General features: G+C 44.4%; 17 protein-coding genes. 11 read left to right on the top strand and 6 right to left on the bottom strand.

Annotated features, from left to right (window positions below):
* Window positions 1-68: 68 nt before the first annotated feature.
* The 6 genes from ACE5CV_RS04075 to ACE5CV_RS04100 all read left to right on the top strand — a co-directional run bounded on the left by ACE5CV_RS04075 (window position 69) and on the right by ACE5CV_RS04100 (window position 4,591).
* Entirely contained in the window at window positions 69-860 is a 792-nt protein-coding gene (locus ACE5CV_RS04075) for a shikimate dehydrogenase family protein (RefSeq protein ID WP_374948883.1), read from the top strand.
* Window positions 842-1,441 (top strand): gliding motility lipoprotein GldD, encoded by a 600-nt coding sequence (gene gldD / locus ACE5CV_RS04080; protein ID WP_374948884.1) that lies wholly within the window; start codon window positions 842-844, stop codon window positions 1,439-1,441. Before ACE5CV_RS04075 ends, gldD begins: the two co-directional genes overlap by 19 nt.
* A gap of 72 nt (window positions 1,442-1,513) precedes the next feature.
* Complete coding sequence (locus ACE5CV_RS04085) at window positions 1,514-2,149, top strand: MBL fold metallo-hydrolase (RefSeq protein ID WP_374948885.1); 636 nt, start codon at window positions 1,514-1,516, stop codon at window positions 2,147-2,149.
* 31 nt (window positions 2,150-2,180) lie between these two features.
* Window positions 2,181-3,410: an FtsX-like permease family protein gene (locus ACE5CV_RS04090; protein WP_374948886.1), complete on the top strand. Its 1,230-nt coding sequence runs from the start codon at window positions 2,181-2,183 to the stop codon at window positions 3,408-3,410.
* A gap of 108 nt (window positions 3,411-3,518) precedes the next feature.
* The gene (gene rbfA / locus ACE5CV_RS04095; RefSeq protein ID WP_374948887.1) at window positions 3,519-3,896 is read left to right on the top strand and encodes a 30S ribosome-binding factor RbfA; all 378 of its coding nucleotides are present in this window, start codon (window positions 3,519-3,521) and stop codon (window positions 3,894-3,896) included.
* 8 nt (window positions 3,897-3,904) lie between these two features.
* On the top strand, window positions 3,905-4,591 hold the full coding sequence (locus ACE5CV_RS04100; RefSeq protein WP_374948888.1) for a peptidoglycan DD-metalloendopeptidase family protein: 687 nt from the start codon (window positions 3,905-3,907) through the stop codon (window positions 4,589-4,591).
* A gap of 8 nt (window positions 4,592-4,599) precedes the next feature.
* Here ACE5CV_RS04100 and ACE5CV_RS04105 read toward each other — a convergent pair whose 3' ends face one another.
* A complete protein-coding gene (locus tag ACE5CV_RS04105; RefSeq protein ID WP_374948889.1) occupies window positions 4,600-6,480 on the bottom strand; it encodes a DUF4153 domain-containing protein in 1,881 nt (626 codons plus the stop codon).
* 126 nt (window positions 6,481-6,606) lie between these two features.
* Between ACE5CV_RS04105 and ACE5CV_RS04110 the strand changes: the two genes are divergently transcribed.
* The 3 genes from ACE5CV_RS04110 to ACE5CV_RS04120 all read left to right on the top strand — a co-directional run bounded on the left by ACE5CV_RS04110 (window position 6,607) and on the right by ACE5CV_RS04120 (window position 9,253).
* On the top strand, window positions 6,607-7,590 hold the full coding sequence (locus ACE5CV_RS04110; protein WP_374948890.1) for a pyruvate dehydrogenase complex E1 component subunit beta: 984 nt from the start codon (window positions 6,607-6,609) through the stop codon (window positions 7,588-7,590).
* Between the two features lie 247 nt (window positions 7,591-7,837).
* Complete coding sequence (locus tag ACE5CV_RS04115) at window positions 7,838-8,137, top strand: ArsR/SmtB family transcription factor (protein WP_374948891.1); 300 nt, start codon at window positions 7,838-7,840, stop codon at window positions 8,135-8,137.
* 12 nt (window positions 8,138-8,149) lie between these two features.
* Window positions 8,150-9,253 carry an NADH:flavin oxidoreductase gene (locus tag ACE5CV_RS04120; RefSeq protein ID WP_374948892.1) on the top strand — a complete coding sequence of 368 codons (1,104 nt, stop codon included), beginning with the start codon at window positions 8,150-8,152 and terminating at the stop codon, window positions 9,251-9,253.
* 52 nt (window positions 9,254-9,305) lie between these two features.
* Here the strand turns inward: ACE5CV_RS04120 and ACE5CV_RS04125 are convergent, their stop codons facing one another.
* Entirely contained in the window at window positions 9,306-9,962 is a 657-nt protein-coding gene (locus tag ACE5CV_RS04125; protein WP_374948893.1) for a metal-dependent transcriptional regulator, read from the bottom strand.
* A 118-nt stretch (window positions 9,963-10,080) separates the two neighbouring features.
* Between ACE5CV_RS04125 and ACE5CV_RS04130 the strand changes: the two genes are divergently transcribed.
* The gene (locus ACE5CV_RS04130) at window positions 10,081-12,543 is read left to right on the top strand and encodes a TonB-dependent receptor (RefSeq protein ID WP_374948894.1); all 2,463 of its coding nucleotides are present in this window, start codon (window positions 10,081-10,083) and stop codon (window positions 12,541-12,543) included.
* 236 nt (window positions 12,544-12,779) lie between these two features.
* Window positions 12,780-15,053, top strand: a complete 2,274-nt coding sequence (locus ACE5CV_RS04135) for a Tex family protein (RefSeq protein ID WP_374948895.1) — start codon at window positions 12,780-12,782, stop codon at window positions 15,051-15,053.
* Window positions 15,054-15,221: 168 nt separating this feature from the next.
* Here ACE5CV_RS04135 and ACE5CV_RS04140 read toward each other — a convergent pair whose 3' ends face one another.
* The 4 genes from ACE5CV_RS04140 to ACE5CV_RS04155 all read right to left on the bottom strand — a co-directional run bounded on the left by ACE5CV_RS04140 (window position 15,222) and on the right by ACE5CV_RS04155 (window position 18,661).
* On the bottom strand, window positions 15,222-16,013 hold the full coding sequence (locus ACE5CV_RS04140) for a TerC family protein (RefSeq protein ID WP_374948896.1): 792 nt from the start codon (window positions 16,011-16,013) through the stop codon (window positions 15,222-15,224).
* A gap of 86 nt (window positions 16,014-16,099) precedes the next feature.
* On the bottom strand, window positions 16,100-17,437 hold the full coding sequence (locus ACE5CV_RS04145) for a hypothetical protein (protein WP_374948897.1): 1,338 nt from the start codon (window positions 17,435-17,437) through the stop codon (window positions 16,100-16,102).
* Complete coding sequence (locus ACE5CV_RS04150; RefSeq protein ID WP_374948898.1) at window positions 17,418-17,999, bottom strand: hypothetical protein; 582 nt, start codon at window positions 17,997-17,999, stop codon at window positions 17,418-17,420. Before ACE5CV_RS04150 ends, ACE5CV_RS04145 begins: the two co-directional genes overlap by 20 nt.
* Complete coding sequence (locus ACE5CV_RS04155) at window positions 17,996-18,661, bottom strand: RNA polymerase sigma factor (RefSeq protein ID WP_374948899.1); 666 nt, start codon at window positions 18,659-18,661, stop codon at window positions 17,996-17,998. The genes ACE5CV_RS04150 and ACE5CV_RS04155 overlap by 4 nt, the downstream gene beginning before the upstream one ends.
* Window positions 18,662-18,690: the final 29 nt, after the last annotated feature.

Below are 18,690 nucleotides of genomic sequence, written 5' to 3' on the forward strand. Positions count from 1 at the left end.
ATTGTTGCTAATATTAGCGTTTTATATAAAGTAGCTGTGCTGGCTGCGGTAATTTAAAAGGCACTACCATGAAACATTACGGACTGATCGGTTATCCGCTTTCGCATTCCTTTTCAAAAAAATATTTCACAGAAAAATTTAATTCAGAAAAAATTAGTGATGCCCGGTATGACCTTTATTCCCTTGAAAATATCGACGACCTGCCTGCCCTGCTTAAAGCAAACCCCACCCTGTGCGGTTTAAACGTAACCATTCCGCACAAGGTTAATGTATTACAGCATTTAGATTGGATTGAGCACGATGCTAAAAATGCCGGGGCAGTAAATTGTATTAAAGTGTTTTCCGAAAGCCCGGTATCGGCGGCATTTTCCGGTGAGGTTGGGATAAACGGACACGATTTTAGGCTGGAAGGTTATAATACCGACATTTACGGTTTCGACGGATCTTTAAGTCCGCTGCTAACCGGCGACCATGATAAAGCATTGATATTAGGCGATGGCGGTGCAGCCAAGGCGGTAAAGTGTGTTTTGCAAAACAAAGGGATAGATCATATATCTGTAACGCGTAAACCGGTACGCAACGGCATTTTATTTAACGATCTTACCCATCAGCACATTACCAGCCACAAGCTAATTATTAATACGACCCCATTGGGCACTTATCCAAATGTTGATGAATACCCGCCCATACCTTACGAAGCAATAACGGACAAGCACTTGCTTTTTGATTTAATTTACAACCCTGAACAGACGCAGTTTTTAAAAAAAGGCGCCGAGCGAGGTGCTGCTACAAAAAATGGATATGAAATGTTAGTATTGCAGGCAGAAAAAGCCTGGGAAATATGGAACGCAAAAGATTAGCCGGTTTTAAAATTCTAATTGCGGCAGCAGCTGTAATCATTATGGCTGGTTGTGGTGGCAATCAGGACTATTCGCCTAAACCACGCGGGTATTTCCGCATTGTTTTTCCGGAGAAAACTTATCAGGCCTATACCGGGGGCTGCCCCTTTAATTTTGAATTTCCGCAATACGCCCGTTTAGAAGCCGACAGATCTGCCAATGCCAAACCTTGCTGGGTAAATATGCAGTTCCCGGCATTTAATGCAACACTACATTTAACTTACGAGCAGGTAGCATCAAAAAAAGAATTTAACGAATTAATTGAGGATGCCCATAAATTAAGCTTTAAGCATACGGTTAAAGCCACATCGATAGACGAGGGCGTGATCAGCTACCCAGACCGTAAGTTATACGGAATTTACTATACAATAGAAGGTAACGCCGCTTCATCTGCACAATTTTATTTAACCGATAGTACGCGCCACTATCTGCGCGGGGCACTTTACTTTAATTCGGAACCCCGTTTGGATTCTATCCAGCCGGTACTAAGTTTTTTAAAAAAGGATGTAGACGTGATGATCAAAACCCTGAAGTGGAAGTAAGTTTGATGTGGCTGGTACAAAAGCTTTCAGGTTTCACCTTTTGCTTTCGGCCTAATAACTTAGCTTTGTGCTATGGCAACTATTAAAGTTTTTGAGAACAACCCGTATCAGGAAAACACCTGTATTTTATATGACGACACATTAGAGTGCGCCATTATAGACCCGGGCATGTACACCGCAGCCGAGCAAAACGCAGTAGTAAACTTTATAAAGGAAAAAGGTTTAAAACCGGTGCTGCTGCTTAACACGCATTGCCACGTAGACCATGTTCTGGGCAATAAGTTTGTGTTTGACCAGTATGGGTTAAAACCAAAATTTCACAAAGGTGAAAGCGAAGTATTGGAAGCTGTGATTGCTTATGCACCCGCCATGGGTTTTAAGTACGACGCATCGCCAATACCAGACGAGTACCTGTCGGAAACCGGAACCATTAGTTTTGGCAACACCCAGTTAGAACTGGTTTTTGCACCGGGACATTCGCCTGCGCATTTATGCTATTACGACAGGGATGCTAACTTACTGGTTGGCGGTGATGTGCTTTTTCGCAACAGCATTGGCCGGACCGATTTACCCGGCGGTAATTACAGCACGCTGGTGAAAAGCATCGGGGAAAAACTTTTTGCCCTGCCCGATGATTGTACGGTATATCCAGGCCACGGCCCCGAAACTACTATCGGGTATGAAAAACAACATAATCCGTATTTATAAGTTATACACGCAGTACTAACAACACTACTGGTTGAATACATCTATCTACATAGCTAAAAGGTACCTGTTCAGTAAAAAGCAGACACACGCCATCAACATCATCTCGGGCATATCTATGCTGGGCGTATTGGTAGGTAGTGCCGCGCTGATCATTATCCTTTCTGTATTCAACGGGTTAGAGAAGGTAATCCTTTCGCTTTACAGCAACTTTACGCCCGAGTTAAAGATTGAACCTGCGCAAGGCAAAACTTTCGACCCGAATACCGCTTATTTTAAACTCCTTAAAAATGATAAGAGCATAGTATCTTATACCCAGGTGCTCGAAGAAAAGGCTTTAATTGAATATGCCGGCAGGCCGTTCATTGGTACGGTTAAAGGCGTAAGCGATGATTTTTTAAAGAATAAGCAATTGGATAGCACCATCCAGTCGGGTTCGTTTACATTAAATGACAAAAGCGGCAACCGTTATGCGGTAATTGGTTCTACCATTCAAATTAGTTTGGGCATCGCGCTTAAAAACCAGCTTAATTCATTACAGATCTTTTCGCCTAAACGTACGGCCAGCAACTCATCATTACCGATGAACGATTTTGTGTCGCGCTCGATACAGCCATCAGGCGTGTTCGGCATCCAGCAGGATTTTGACGACATTGTAGTAACACCACTTGATTTTACCCGTGAATTGTTAGAACAACCGGTGAACGTATCGTCTATAGAGATCAACCTGAAGAAAGGAACAGATGTAGATGACATGCAGGAGGAGATTGCTGAAAAAGCCGGGCCGGGCTTTGTAATAAAAAACCGTAAGGAGCAAAATACAGAGTTATATAAAACCATTAACTACGAGCGCTGGTCGATATTTATGATCCTGGTTTTTGTAATGATCATCGCCATTTTCAACATCATCGGGTCGTTAACCATGCTGGTTATGGATAAGCGTAAGGATATAGCTATACTTACCAGCCTGGGTGCAAACAAAACGCTGATACAAGGCATCTTCTTTTTCGAGGGGATGATGATCTCATTAGTGGGTTGCATTACCGGTATTGTTATTGGCTTTATTATTTGCCTGGTGCAGCAGCAGTTTAGCCTTATTAAAATGGGCTCTAAAACATCTGTACTGGATGCTTACCCGGTAGCCTTTAACCCTGCCGATTTTGGGCTGGTATTTTTAACGGTGATCGTTATTGCCATCATTGCATCGGGTATCAGCGCAAGGCTAAGTGTACAAGGTCTGGATGATATGAAGAAAGATCTTTAGCAACTCAAATATTATTAACACAATTTGCAGGGCGTTGGCAAATCATTAGCTTTAACAATTACCGCTCAGCATCAAACTCATTAGCCTAACCGGCGTTATTAAAATACTATGGAATCAAAACGTCAGCAAAAATTTGCCGGAGTAATTCAACAGGACCTGGCCACGATATTTCAACGCGAGGGTATGAATTACTTGCCGCACACAATGGTTACAATAACTAAAGTAAGGGTAACTCCCGATTTAGCTATAGCCCGTATATTCCTGAGTTTTTTTAACACTGCAGATAATCAGCAGGCGCTGCAAACCATAAAGTCGCACGCATCCGAGATTCGTTACAAACTGGGCGCCCGTATTAAAGACCAGGTAAGGGTAATTCCTTCCCTTGAATTTTTTGTTGATGATACCAGCGAATACGTGGAGCGGATGGACAAGATCTTCGACAAGATCAGTAAAGAAGACCGTCAGCCGGATATAGAAGAGAGCTAACCAAGCCAATGGATGCTACCGCTATCTTAGCTAACCACCTTAATAAACATCACATTTTGCCCGGCAAGGTAGTTGATTATAATGCATCGGCAGATAGTTTGTACCCTCTTGACCTTACCGCTGCCAATACGGAACTAACCGCGGAGATGGTTGCAGATACCGCCGCGTTCAGTGTTTATATCAATACGCAATTGCTTACCGGCAACTATCGCTACGCTATTGGCGGTTATATGGAGCACCGCACTGTGTATAGCCGCAGCGCTCTTTTCGATACCGCTGATGAGCCACGTCGCCTCCATTTGGGTACAGACATATGGGGCGATGCAGGGCTACCGGTGTACTCGCCGTTTGATGCAACAGTACACAGTTTTGCCGACAACAACCACTTTGGCGACTATGGCCCTACAATTATTCTACAACACGATTTAGGGGGACTAACACTATATAGCTTGTATGGCCATTTAAGCCGCGCCAGCCTAACAGGTTTGCAGACCGGGCAATCTATTGCGGTTAATCAGCAAATAGGCACCCTTGGCACCGCTCACGAAAACGGTAGCTGGCCGCCGCATCTCCACTTTCAGTTGATGCTGGCTATTGGCGCTGCCAGGGGCGATTACCTTGGTGTTGGCAAATTCACTCAAAAAGACATGCTTTTGCAAAACATCGCCGATCCGAAATTAGTGTTGGGATTTTAACTTGCCTTTTACTTTTTGCGGATCAGGTAACGGCCGGTCATAAAGTTTATATCCCATTGCTTTTTCTCATCCTTTTGAAATACGATCCGCTCTACCAGCAATACTACCTTCAATTGATCATTCTCGCTTGTAAACATCATGGATTTTGCAGGGACAGTGTAAAAGTTGGCATAGTCATGGCCGTCTTGTTTATAGTTATCCAGCGCGGCAGGTTGCGTTAGCTTGTCAAGTTCCGGTTTCAAATCAAATGTTATCAAACTGCTATCAAGCTTTAGCATATACCGCCCGGTACTGTTTTTAATACGCCGTACGGTTATCCCATCTACCTGGTAAGTGACAGTATCGGTAGAAGTTTCCTCGTCAAGCAGGTAATCATATCCTTTTACTACAGCTGCATTACCATCGCTTGTATGTAAAGTAAAGTTTGGGTTAACAATCACATCCGGATCCGTCTCAAACCGGTCGAACCTTGTTAGATTAAGGCGTTTTTTTGCCCATTCCAGCTTTTCGTACTGCAACTGATAGTCCGTCATTAATCTGTTCTCGCCTTTAGGTTTAATAGCAGATAACGAGTCGCTCACCTTATTCAGGTCATCATTAAAATAAGGCTGTAAAGATGCCAGATCATGATTGGTTATAAGATAGTACAAAGTAGCAACGGCGTGGCGCCCATCTTCCCGGCTGACCTTCTGACTGCTTACCGGCATTAGTTTGCCATTTTGATAAGCATTATTCTTTTTAAATACCGCCACAAGTACCCTTTGTTGAGAAAATTCCGAAACCGAAAAAGCGCTTTGCGGGCCGTATATTGATAACAGTGTTAAAATGGATAAGGATATCGGAATCAGTTTGATGTTTTGCTTTTTTGTAAAAAGGAAGTAAACAGTAATTGATAGCAGCCAGCAGGCAAGCAGCAGCAAAAAATAACGTTTCTCGGTAATCCCATAATGAAAAATGCGGGTACCCATAGCTGTGAATAGTAACCCTAAAAGTGGAATAAGCAGAAAGTAAAAACTGCGCGAATAGGTTTTTAACCACCTGTTTTCCTCCTTATCACGAATTGGGTAAACCAGCAATAACGACAAGATGCCAAATACCGCGTAACCCAGTATAAGGTTGGATACAAGCCCTTTAGGCAAAGACCATTGAATTAGGATCTTTACCTCATAGGCCAGCAGGATTGCCACATAAACGGTTGCTAATGGAATAAGTACATATTGAGTGAATACCTTTAAGCCTTTGGGATAGCTAAAATCCTGATCAAGCTCCTGCAGGTGCGGCGGCACGCCCGCTAAAAAGAAAACAGTGCTAAACATGCCGACTATCCATATCCACAATATGGAAAAGGTATCCCATTCAAACTTAAAATTGAATAGAAAGTTCATGGCGCCAATAGCGGCAGCGAGGCCTGCAAATAAAACAGCACTGTACAAAGCGCTGGTTAAAAACCGCAGAAAAAGCGCCTTGTTAAATTGCCAAAAGCCCTGTATGTGCCCGGGCACGGTAAAACCTGCAAACGCCACCAGTAAATGGAAACCCAGACTGAACAGCAGGAACCGCACATAGTCGGCGGCTTGTGTGGCCGGGTTTATTGCAAAAATCAAAGCCAGACTTATAGCCGCGGCTGCGAGCCTAATAAACATTTTCCTGCTTCCGCGGATGCTTTTGCTTTCGGCAAACAGCGTTGCCGATAAACTTAACAGCAGCCCGAGGTTGGCTATCATAATACTGCGGGTACACCAGCTTTCGTCAACACGGTTAAGGCGTGTAAGTTCTACCTTTATGGTAGCGGCAATGGTACCGGCCAGCGCAAAAAGCACCTCGAACGGAAATCTTCTAATGGTGACAAGCGCGCTATCGGCCAGGTTTTTAAGGGAAGGGAATTTCATCCGTGTGTGGCTTAATTAACCGAATGTAACAAATAATAGATAAATAGCTATCTGTATGATAACCCAATTGCATTTTACACATTAGTGCTTATATTTGCCATCGAAAAACTTCATTTAAATAACATAATGAGAGAAATACAATTCAGGGAAGCGCTAAGGGAAGCCATGCAGGAAGAAATGCGCAACGATCAGAATATATACTTGATGGGTGAGGAAGTTGCCGAATATAACGGCGCTTACAAAGTTAGCCAGGGTATGCTTGATGAATTTGGCGCTAAACGCGTTATTGATACGCCTATCTCTGAATTAGGTTTTGCCGGTATAGGCATCGGGTCGGCAATGAACGGCCTTCGTCCTATTATCGAATTCATGACGTTTAACTTTTCACTGGTTGCTATTGATCAAATCATTAACGGCGCTGCCAAGATCATGTCAATGAGTGGTGGTCAGTTCTCGGTACCAATCGTATTCCGCGGCCCAACAGGTAACGCGGGTATGTTAAGCTCGCAGCACAGCCAGTGTTTCGAAAACTGGTATGCCAACTGCCCGGGCTTAAAGGTGGTAGTACCATCAAACCCTTACGACGCTAAAGGTTTATTAAAATCAGCCATTATAGATCCTGATCCGGTTATTTTCATGGAGTCAGAATTGATGTACGGTGATAAAGGCGAAGTGCCTGAAGAAACTTACTACATTGAAATTGGTAAGGCAAAGGTTACCAAAGAAGGTACCGATGTAACTTTGGTAGGCTTTGGGAAGATCATGAAGGTGGTTAACGCCGCGGCTGCCGAATTAGAAAAAGAAGGCATTAATGCCGAAGTGATAGACCTGCGTACTGTACGCCCTATCGATTATGCTACCGTTATCGAGTCTGTTAAAAAAACTAACCGCCTGGTAATTGTTGAAGAAAGCTGGCCATTAGGATCAATTGCTACCGAAATTGCATTCAAAGTGCAAAAAGATGCATTTGATTATCTTGATGCACCTGTATTGCGCATCACCGGTGGCGACGTTCCGTTGCCTTACGCTCCAACCCTTATCCAGGAATACCTGCCAAATGCGGACCGTGTTGTTAAAGCGGTTAAAGATGTAATGTACGTTGCCAAATAGGTAACATCCATATAAATATTAGCAAAGCCGCTTCAATAATTTGAAGCGGCTTTTTTTGTTTTCTTTTTCACAAAGCGTGTCAGGCTGATCTTGTCCAAGACCTTTCCAATTTGCTGATGGTTCGACAGGCTTACCATGACAACTTTGTGCAGGTATTGAGATTAGTCCAAACAGCCTTTCAATCAACCCAATGTCATATCCCAGGCTCTAATTGGTATATCGGGAAAAACCGATGTAAGTTTGCACAATGAATCAGGTAGAAATATTTAAAGCCCTGGCTAATAAGAGCAGGCTGCAAATTTTAACCTGGCTTAAAGATCCGGAAGTGCACTTTCCGGAGCAGGCCGAAGCCGGGTTTGTTAATGGTGTTTGCGTCGGGCAAATACAAGCCAAAGTCGGGCTTACACAATCAACCGTATCCGAATACTTAACCAGTTTGCAGCGCGCCGGATTGATCACTGCTACCCGTACCGGGCAATGGACTTATTATAAGCGGAACGAAGCAGCTTTTGCCGCACTTACCAAAATCATCGAATCAGAAATTTAATTGCATACTTATATGAACACAGATAGCTTATTCAGGCCGTTTAGCCTGAAATCGTTAAACATAAAAAATCGCATTGTTATGGCACCCATGACGCGGTCATTCTCGCCTGATGGTGTACCTACGCCCCAGGTTGCTGCTTATTACCGCAAACGTGCAGAAGGAGAAGTAGGATTGATCCTTTCAGAAGGTACCGTTATTAACCGCCCTTCGTCATCTAACGATGCCAACGTACCACACTTTTACGGCACCGGTGCGCTAAATGGCTGGAAAGACGTTATAGATGGTGTACATGCCGAAGGTGGTGCTATGGGGCCGCAAATATGGCATATGGGGATACTAAACAATCATCAGTCGGGCTGGCTGCCTCCTGTACCTTTTGAAGGCCCATCCGGCATCAACAAATTAGGTACAGATAGCGGTACGGTAATGACAGATAGTGATATTGCAGATACCATAGCCGCTTTTGGACAGGCAGCTGCAGATGCTAAAGCGTTAGGTTTTGACTGTGTGGAGCTTCACGGTGCACATGGCTACCTGATAGACCAGTTCTTTTGGGACGAAACTAATCACCGTACAGATAGCTACGGTGGCAAAACCCTGCCCGAGCGCACTCATTTTGCTGTTGAGGTAATTAAAGAGGTGCGCAAACGTGTGGGCGAAGATTTTGCAGTGATCATCCGCCTTTCTCAATTTAAACCATCTAATTATACCAATAAACTGGCAACAAACCCGCAGGAAATGGAAGCCTGGTTAACACCGTTGGTTGATGCCGGGATTGATATTCTACATTGCTCGCAGCGCCGTTTTTGGGAACCGGAATTTGATGGCAGCGATTTGAACTTTGCAGGCTGGGCAAAAAAACTTACCGGTAAAACCACTATCACCGTTGGATCAGTTGGCTTATCGGGCGATTTTTTCGGCGCATTTGCCGGCGAAAGCTCACAGGTTAGCTCATTAGATGAATTACTACGGCGTTTTGACCGTGGCGACTTTGACCTGGTTGGCGTAGGCCGCCCGCTACTGTCAGATCCATCATGGACCAAAAAGATACATGAAGGACGTAATGACGAATTAAAAGGTTTTACACCCGCCGCCCTTGGCGAGCTGGTGGTGTAATAATAACAAAGGGCTATCTTAACGGATAGCCCTTTTTGCTTTACATATCCTTTTACATATCTATCAGCACACTCTCCCCAAACTTTTGCGAAACCGTTTTGTGCTCGCCGCCATCAATGCTGATCACCAGCGACCCATCGAAAGGAATTTTCTCTACCAGCTGGATTTTTGTGCCGATGCTGATATCCAGCTTTTGCAGGTATTGTAAAAATGAGCTGGTGGTATCCTTAACCGCAGCAACCCGGCAATAACCACCAGCCTTCAAATCGGCAAGAGTGGTTGAGTAGCGTTTGGCCATCTTCCCATTCGCCTTAGGTATCGGGTCGCCGTGCGGGTCATATTCCGGGAAACCCAGGAATTTATCCAGCCTGTCGGCAAGTGTGGCATCCTTAATATGCTCCATCTCTTCGGCAATGTCATGGATCTCGTCCCAATGATAGCCCAGCTTTTCTAATAAAAAAACCTCCCAAAGCCGGTGCCTGCGAACGATCAGCGTTGCATCCTTTTGCCCCTGGGCGGTAAGTTCAACCCCCTTTTTTTTATCGTAGCTGATTAGCTGCTTATCAGTAAGCTTACGTATCATATCTACAACCGATGCAGGATTGTTGCTTAACGACTCGGCAATGGCAGTAGGCGTTATCTTCTGGCCCTTATCCTGCCATAACCGGTAAATACATTTTAAATAATTCTCTTCAGATAAAGTGTGCATAATATTATTGGGCTATACAAACATAAACAAATAAACACAGTTATAAATAAAATTAGGTAAGACTAATTTTATTTAATTGGTTAATAAAATTTAATACATACGTTTGTACAAATTAATTATGCGCCCTATACTACTTTTTATTCTACTAAACATTGCGCTGCAAACTTTTGCGCAAAAGGTAATACTTAAAGGCAAGGTTACTATTAACAACAACCCGCTTGAGTATGCAACCGTAGCACTTGCAGGCACCAGGCATGGAACCACTACAGATGCGCAGGGCATGTACGAGATTAAAAATATTACGCCGGGGGATTACGTTGCCGTATATTCCAGCGTTGGTTACCAAAGTAACCGGGTTAAGATTACACTGGCAGGTAGTGCTATACCTACCGTGCTCAATATAGAATTGAAAGAAAGCAATTCCAGGTTAAGCGAAGTGGTGGTAACGGGTGTATCCCGCGCTACTGAATTACGCAGCAACCCGGTGCCTATTGTAGTAATGAGCAAGAAAGAGATAGACCAGAATGTAAACAACAACATCATTGATGCCATTGTAAAAGGCATCCCTGGCGTTACTGCAGTTACCACCGGGCCTAACATTTCGAAACCTTTTATAAGAGGTTTAGGCTATAACCGGGTCCTTACTTTGTATGATGGTATCCGCCAGGAAGGCCAGCAATGGGGGGATGAGCATGGTATAGAGATTGATCAATACGGCATTGCCCGTGCCGAAGTAATAAAGGGCCCGGCAAGCTTAACTTATGGCTCGGATGCGTTAGCCGGTGTCATCAACCTGATACCTTACATACCTAATGGGGCCGATGGTAAACTCAACGGTGATATTATTGCCGATTACCATACCAATAACGGATTAATCGGTTCATCATTGGGCTTATCTTACAAAAAAGGTGATTGGAAATATGCCTTTCGTGCTACGGGTAAAATGGCGCACAATTACCGCAATAAAATTGATGGGCCGGTTTATAACTCTTCTTTTCAGGAGTATGTATTATCGGGCATGGCCAGGGTTGATAAGAAATGGGGATACACCCAATTTGTAAGTACTACTTATGAAAACAAGCAGGAAATACCCGATGGCAGCCGCGATTCGCTTACCCGCAAATCTACTGTGCAGGTTGCCGAAGCGGCAAATGACGATATCAGGAACCGGCCGGTAGCCTCTGCTAAATACCTGATCGATTATGGGGTTACGCCGCTGCATCAGCACATACAGCATTATCGCTTATATAACAAAACGGAAATAAAGCTTGGCGATGGGCTGTTTAATACGGCACTGGGCTGGCAGCAAAGTATACGGCGCGAATACAACCACCCAACCCGGCCACAACAAGCCGGCTTGTTTGTAACCCTTAATACACTCAATTACGATGCAAGGTATAGCCCGCCAATATTTGCCGGGCTGGAGACCTCCTTTGGTGTAAACGGCATTTATCAAACCAACCGCAGTAAAGATGCTACTGATTTCCCTATCCCTGATTACAACCTTTTCGACATTGGCGGGTTCTTTTTTGCCAAAAAAACCATTGGCAAAACCAATATTTCCGGCGGGGTCCGATACGATACCCGCGATATCAGCTGGAATGATTTCTATGTTGGCCCCAACCCGGCTAACGGTTTTGATAAACGGCTAAGTAAGACGGATGCCGGCGCTAAATTGCAGTTCCCCAATTTCAAACATACTTATCATGGTATCTCCGGCAGTTTGGGATTTACCTACAATATCAGTGAGCGGTTGTTGCTTAAGGCTAATATCGCCCGTGGTTACCGTGCGCCAAATATCACCGAAATTGGCAGTAATGGCTTGGATCCGGGTGCCCATATTGTTTACCTGGGTAACCGAAGCTTCAGCCCCGAGTTTAGCCTGCAGGAGGATCTTGGCTTTATCGCCTACCTAAAAGATGCTGATTTTATGGTGGAGGCGTTTAATAACCATATCCAGAATTACATTTACCAATCACGGTTGGATGATGCCAACGGCAACCCGGTGATCATTGTGCCGGATAATACTACCTACCAGTACCGGCAATCAAAAGCGCGGCTTTATGGTGCCGAATTAACATTGAATTTGCATCCGCAGGGAATGAATTGGCTGGCCTTTAATAACAGTTTAGCTTACGTGGTAGGTATTAATCAAAACGATGCCCTGATCAAACAAAGTAACGGGGCGGCAAAATACCTGCCTTTTATTCCCCCGGTACATGTTAGGTCGGAAGTAAAAGTAAAGTTGCCGGGTACGTACGGCAGTTTCAGCAAAGTATACTTCCGCACCGAGGCGGATATTTATTCTGCACAAAACAAATTTTATGCTTTAAATGATACCGAGACCGCAACACCGGGTTACACGCTCATCAATGCCGGGATAGGGTCTACGCTTGTTCATAAATCTGGTAAACCCATATGCGAGCTATTTTTGCAGGCCGATAATCTATTTGATGTAGCTTACCAAAGTAACCTTAACCGGTTAAAATACTTTGAGTACTACCAATCGTCGCCAAACGGGCGTTTGGGCATTTACAACATTGGCCGTAATTTAAGCTTCAAGGTAATTGTGCCATTTTAACTGATTTTTTCGTAAAAATGTAAATGTTACAAATACCGCATTTACATCTTTCTGATAATGAGGTGTTTCATGTTTTGTTCATGGTGGTCATGCCCGTGAACGTGAACACTTTTGCCTGGTCATCATTTGATTAACGGTGGCCAGGAGCATTTAAATTTTGCCGCAAATCCGTTTGATTTCTCCTTAAATACCGCCAACTTCGCAGCCTCTGATTGGTGTAATCAGAAACGATCACTATGGAATCATACAACATCAAAATAGCTCAGGAACTTGCCATTGGCAGCAAACAGGTAAGTGCCACTATCGCCCTGCTTGATGAGGGCGCCACCGTTCCATTTATTTCCCGCTACCGTAAAGAGGTTACCGGCAGTTTAGATGAAGTGCAGGTGGCCGCCATCCGCGACCGCATGCAGCAACTGCGCGACCTGGATAAACGCCGCGAGGCCATCCTCAAATCGCTTAACGATATGGGCAAGCTAACTACTGAATTAAAAGCAATGATCGATGCTGCAGATACCATGGTTGCCCTGGAGGATATCTACCTGCCTTACCGCCCTAAACGGAAAACACGGTCAACCGCCGCCCGGGAAAAAGGCTTGCAGCCCCTGGCCGATTTGATAATGGCACAAAAGAATTTTGATATCGCGCTGGAAGCCGCTAAATACGTCGACGGTGAAAAAGGTGTGAACAGCCCCGAAGAAGCACTGGCAGGTGCAAGGGATATCATTGCCGAATTGATAAGTGAGAATGCCAATGTACGCGCCAAAATGCGCACCCTGTTTACTGAAAAAGGTGTTTTTGAAGCTAAGGTAGCACCGGGTAAAGAGCAGGACGGTATCAAATATAAAGATTATTTTGAGTGGACGGAGCCGGTTAAATCGGCACCGTCGCATCGCATCCTGGCTATGCGCCGCGGCGAAAAAGAAGAGATCCTGTACCTGGATATTAAGCCGGCAGAAGAAGATGCTATCTCCCTGTTGGAGAAAGAGTTTGTTACCGCCCGCAATTCCGCATCGGCACAAGTTGGTTTAGCCGTTGCCGATGGTTACAAACGATTGCTTAAACCATCTATGGAAACAGAAATTCGCCTGCTTACCAAAAAGAAAGCTGATGAGGAGGCTATCCGCGTATTTGCCGAAAACGCGCGTCAGCTGCTATTAGGTGCGCCGCTTGGCCAAAAACGCATTATGGCAATAGACCCCGGCTTTCGTACGGGCTGCAAACTGGTTGTGCTTGATGAGCAGGGGCAGTTGTTAGAGAACACGGCTATTTACCCGCATACCGGTGCCGGGCAAGCCAAAGAGGCTGAAAAAACAGTCAGGCATTTATTTGAGCGCTATCAAATAGAGGCCATTGCCATTGGTAACGGAACCGCTGGTCGCGAAACCGAGGTATTTGTACGAAACCTTAACCTGGCCGGCGCTACTATTGTGATGGTCAATGAAAGCGGTGCATCCATCTATTCCGCATCAGATGTGGCAAGGGAGGAGTTCCCGGATAAAGATATTACTGTAAGAGGGGCCGTATCCATCGGCCGCCGGTTGATGGACCCGCTTGCAGAGCTGGTAAAGATAGACCCGAAATCTATCGGGGTGGGCCAGTACCAGCACGACGTGGATCAAAACAAATTACAAACCTCGCTGGACGATACGGTAACAAGTTGTGTAAACGCTGTTGGGGTCGAACTTAATACAGCATCTAAACAGATTCTGGCCTACGTATCGGGCTTGGGGCCGCAGCTGGCGCAAAATATAGTGGAGTACCGCAACGCAAACGGCGCCTTTAAACGCCGCGACCAACTTAAAAAAGTTGCCCGCCTGGGCGATAAGGCCTATGAGCAGGCCGCGGGCTTTTTACGCATCCGCGGGGCAGAAAACCCTTTAGATACCAGCGCAGTGCACCCGGAACGATATGCCCTGGTGGAGCAGATGGCTAAGGATCTTAAATGCAGCGTGCAGGATTTGATGCGCGATGCCAGCCTGCGCAAATCTATCCCCCTGCAAAAGTATATGTCTGATTCTGTTGGTTTGCCTACGCTTACGGATATTGTGGCAGAGCTGGCCAAGCCCGGCCGCGACCCGCGCGAGCAGTTTGAAGCTTTTAGCTTTACCGAAGGCGTTAATTCTGTTAACGACCTGAAGCCAGGAATGAAGCTGCCGGGCATTGTAACCAACATAACCAACTTTGGTGCCTTTGTAGATATAGGTGTACACCAGGATGGTTTGGTTCACCTGAGCCAGATCACCAACAGGTTTATCAAAGACCCTAACGAGGTATTAAAGGTTCATCAAAAGGTAGAGGTTACCGTTACCGAAGTGGATGTGAACCGCAAGCGCATCTCCCTATCAATGAAAGAGAGCGAGAAGCGCGAGCCTGCCGTTGCCGGGAAACCACGCGAGCAGAAACCCGCCCAAAGGCCGATGAACCAAAAACCGGCAGGTAAGCCGGCCCCCGAACCGGAGCTGGATATGATGAGCAAATTAGCGGCTTTAAAAAGCAAATTCAAATAGCCAAAAAACGTAACAACTATTAACAAAGGTTTACACTTTTTCTTAAAAAAATGGCTAATTAGCTGTTAATCACTATCTTGTAAAAACAGTGGGTTAACATAAAAACTAATTATTTAGTTGATTTTATGAAGCCTTACAGTCGTCGGTAGATTTGCATTTTTAATGCCCTTAGCGCTTTTTAACGGCTGCTTTTTTAGCTGCCGCCTGTGCGGCTTTAGCTCTTTTAGCGCGCATTTTTAAGTTTAACATTTCTACCAAAATAGAGAATGCCATCGCAAAATAGATGTATCCTTTAGGGATGTGCTGCTCAAACGCCTCGGCTAATAACGATACACCTATTAGCAGCAGAAAGGACAACGCCAGCATTTTAACCGTTGGGTGTTTGTTCACAAACCCCGCGACAGCGCCCGATGCCCATATCATTATGCCAACGGCGATAACCACTGCCGCGATCATGATCTCGACGTGCTGCGCCATACCTACCGCGGTAATGACCGAATCGAGCGAGAATACAATATCCAGCAGCATGATTTGTATAATGGTGCCCCAAAAAGAGTGTGGTTTAACATTGGTTTCGTCGTCTTCATCTCCTTCAATTTTATGATGGATCTCTGCAGTACTTTTATAGATCAGGAACATACCGCCGATAATCAGGATCAGGTCGCGGCCGGATATGGCGAGCTTTTCAACCCATTCGCTATCGTTGATATTCAACACGCCCGAAATATTGAACAAAGGGGCGGTAAGCGTCATTACCCAGCTGATTGATAACAGTAACAGGATACGGGTGATCATGGCCATGCCCAGTCCGGTTTTACGGCCGCGTTCCTGTTGGTTTTTTGGCAGTTTATCTGCCAAAATGGAAATAAAAATCACATTATCTATACCTAGTACAATTTCCAGAACGGTTAAGGTAACAAGCGACAACCAGGCTTCCGGGTCGGTAAAAATTTCCAGCATAATGGGCAGAATGTTAGTGTGCCCTAAAATAACAAAACCCCTGCCGATATGGCAAGGGTTTTATTAATATGCTTTTGAGCGGTTATTTAGTTAAAGCTTATATCGCCAAAGTTGGTGCTGATGGTAACTTTACTATCGCTGTTGCTTTTGCCAATGTAACCTTTGTATGTTTTGGTTGACGAATAACCACGGTCTTCATCTGTAGGTGTTTTAGCGGTAATTTTTGCTTTGCCGTTGCTGTTGTCAAAACCACCCATCTTGGTAGTAATATCAAACATAAAACTATCGCTGTCTTTAAGATCGAACCTAATCTTAGCAAATTGCCCTTTAATATTGATATCCTTTGCGTTTTTATCTATTGATCCGATATGAAGGCCTTTACCAAATTTCACATCAACATCTGCAGTGCCTTTAAACCTTTCAACATCTACGGTAGAGAAACCAAATGTTGCATCGGTATTATTTAATACACCGGCTTTAAACTTACTGTATTGTACCTTTAGTTTGCCACCGTTAAACACTTCGATAGTTGATGTATTATCCGACGTAAAGTTTATAGAGACATCATTTTGCGTATTGGTAAGCTGCTGCGCTACCAGGTTACCGAATGATAATTTGATAGTTGTTTTACCAGACAGATCCGGCAGCGTTATCCCGCCGAACTGATTATTAATATCCAGTGCGTTACCGGCAGGCATATATACCGTGTAATCGATAGACATGTTTTGATGGTTATTGCCCCTTGATTGCGACTTGCCGTTTGCCAGGTTGGTACGGAATGATACTACGTTGCCTGTTTTACTATCGCTAATGCTGGAATTTTCATACAGATCATTCACCGCGTCTTCACGGTCCGAGCTGAATTTCATCTGCACATCTACCTTAAACTCATTTTTGTTCCAGGTGTTTACGGTTACCTTGCCAAATTTATTGTGGATCTGCAGTACGTCATTACCATCTACCGAATAGGATTTACTGTAATTACGTACCTTTTCAACAATTTCGCCGCTGGCCAGTTGCTTTTTGTAATCCTCATCGTTTAGATTACGGCTGATGTTATTGTTGATGTTTACATCAACATCGGGCACCATGCCGCTAAAGCTGCCGGCAAAGTTTTTACCAAAATCTTTAAATTCAGTTTTAAATTTTTTATCAAACCCCTTCATCTTCACAAATACCTTTGTGTTGATCCTGTTGTTCAATGCCAGCATTTGTTTGTTAAACGTCTTGCTGTTAAAGTTCATTTTTAAGTTATGCTTAAGGGCTTTGGCATCAAACACCTTATCGCTTTTAAACTCGTTATTTAACCTGATATTTTCAGGTGGTAGTGGTGGTGCCGGTAAAGTATCCTGGGCAAACGCTGCCGCGCTTAAGGTAAATATGGCAATGAAGGCAAATAGCCCCTTAAATATCCTGGTTTCCATCTTGCTGTTGTTTTTTACTTTGATTAAATTGTTCAATTACACTCAGTTGCTGATTAAGCACCTCTGTTTGTATTTGCAAGTTCCGGATCATTGCACGTAAAACACGTTCCTGGTTAGGGCTGGTGGCTAAATCTCTATTTAGTTTTTTATAAGTTGATTGCATTTTGGCCAGTTCGGCATCAAACTCTTTGTAAAGTTGCGGGTCAAACTTTGCTATCTGTTTAAGTTCGGTACGTTTGGTAGCTATCAGGGTTGCGTATTGCTTTTGCTGTTTAGCATACGTTGGATTGATAGAGGCCAGGTCAACGCCGCCGTTGCCCGCGGTTTTTTGGCTTTGTACGTAAACGCCAAACCCTATGCCCATTACTACTATTATCATTGCGGCCACCCTCAGTACGAAACCAAGCGAGAATGTTTTTGCTTCGCGCTTTTTTGGCAATTGCTGCTCCTTATCCCAGGCATCCAGCTCCATTGAAATGTTATTCCATATATCGGCACCGGGCTCCAAATCATCAAACTCCGCCTTATTGTTACTGATAAAATCTTCTAATCGCTTGCTCATTTCTTTATTCCTTTCCTAACTAATATTTCGCCTAGTTTGCGCTTTGCACGCAAAAACTGTGTACGCGATGTATTTTCACTAATATTTAACACTTGTCCTATCTCTTCATGGTCGTAACCCTCTAACAGGTAAAGGGATAAAACCACCCGGTAGCCCTCCGGCAGTTCTTTCATGGCTTCTTTGATCTGCGCTACCTGGTACTGTATATCCTCATCATCCCAGGCCTCTTCATCAGGCACATTGTCCAGATGGCCATCTTCAATCTCTACAAATTCCAGCTTGCGTTTGCGCAGCAGGTTAATAGAGCGGTGCACCACAATTTGTTTAAGCCAAAGCCCAAACGTTGTTTCCTGTCTAAAATCTTTCAGCCTGTTAAAAGCATCGGTAAATGCTTCCTGCAAAACATCTTCTGCTTCGCCAACGTTGCCCACTATCCTAAAGGCGACGTTCAACATCGCTTTAGCATACAGACGGTACAATTCGTAACAGGCTTTTTTACTTCCCTGCTTGCACTCAACCACCAGGTTATAATGCTTATCTACGTATACAGCTTCCAAATTAATGACAGGTTTCAGGTTAAATGACGCAGGGTATTCAACAACGTTGCATAAGTGTACCGGAATTTTTTTATTAAGGGGCTTTTCGTCTGCAGATGCGTACAAATCTTAGCAAAATATGGGGCGAGCGTGAC

The sequence above is a fragment of the Mucilaginibacter sp. genome (assembly GCF_964263795.1).
Taxonomy (GTDB): domain Bacteria; phylum Bacteroidota; class Bacteroidia; order Sphingobacteriales; family Sphingobacteriaceae; genus Mucilaginibacter.

Coding starts and splice junctions, on each gene's coding strand:
- ACE5CV_RS04115 (WP_374948891.1), top strand. CDS start 7,838: ATGAATCAGGTAGAAATATTTAAAGCCCTGGCTAATAAGAGCAGGCTG.
- ACE5CV_RS04135 (WP_374948895.1), top strand. CDS start 12,780: ATGGAATCATACAACATCAAAATAGCTCAGGAACTTGCCATTGGCAGC.
- ACE5CV_RS04130 (WP_374948894.1), top strand. CDS start 10,081: ATGCGCCCTATACTACTTTTTATTCTACTAAACATTGCGCTGCAAACT.
- ACE5CV_RS04120 (WP_374948892.1), top strand. CDS start 8,150: ATGAACACAGATAGCTTATTCAGGCCGTTTAGCCTGAAATCGTTAAAC.
- ACE5CV_RS04110 (WP_374948890.1), top strand. CDS start 6,607: ATGAGAGAAATACAATTCAGGGAAGCGCTAAGGGAAGCCATGCAGGAA.
- ACE5CV_RS04100 (WP_374948888.1), top strand. CDS start 3,905: ATGGATGCTACCGCTATCTTAGCTAACCACCTTAATAAACATCACATT.
- ACE5CV_RS04145 (WP_374948897.1), bottom strand. CDS start 17,437: ATGGAAACCAGGATATTTAAGGGGCTATTTGCCTTCATTGCCATATTT.
- ACE5CV_RS04075 (WP_374948883.1), top strand. CDS start 69: ATGAAACATTACGGACTGATCGGTTATCCGCTTTCGCATTCCTTTTCA.
- ACE5CV_RS04125 (WP_374948893.1), bottom strand. CDS start 9,962: ATGCACACTTTATCTGAAGAGAATTATTTAAAATGTATTTACCGGTTA.
- ACE5CV_RS04140 (WP_374948896.1), bottom strand. CDS start 16,013: ATGCTGGAAATTTTTACCGACCCGGAAGCCTGGTTGTCGCTTGTTACC.
- ACE5CV_RS04105 (WP_374948889.1), bottom strand. CDS start 6,480: ATGAAATTCCCTTCCCTTAAAAACCTGGCCGATAGCGCGCTTGTCACC.
- ACE5CV_RS04085 (WP_374948885.1), top strand. CDS start 1,514: ATGGCAACTATTAAAGTTTTTGAGAACAACCCGTATCAGGAAAACACC.
- rbfA (WP_374948887.1), top strand. CDS start 3,519: ATGGAATCAAAACGTCAGCAAAAATTTGCCGGAGTAATTCAACAGGAC.
- gldD (WP_374948884.1), top strand. CDS start 842: ATGGAACGCAAAAGATTAGCCGGTTTTAAAATTCTAATTGCGGCAGCA.
- ACE5CV_RS04150 (WP_374948898.1), bottom strand. CDS start 17,999: ATGAGCAAGCGATTAGAAGATTTTATCAGTAACAATAAGGCGGAGTTT.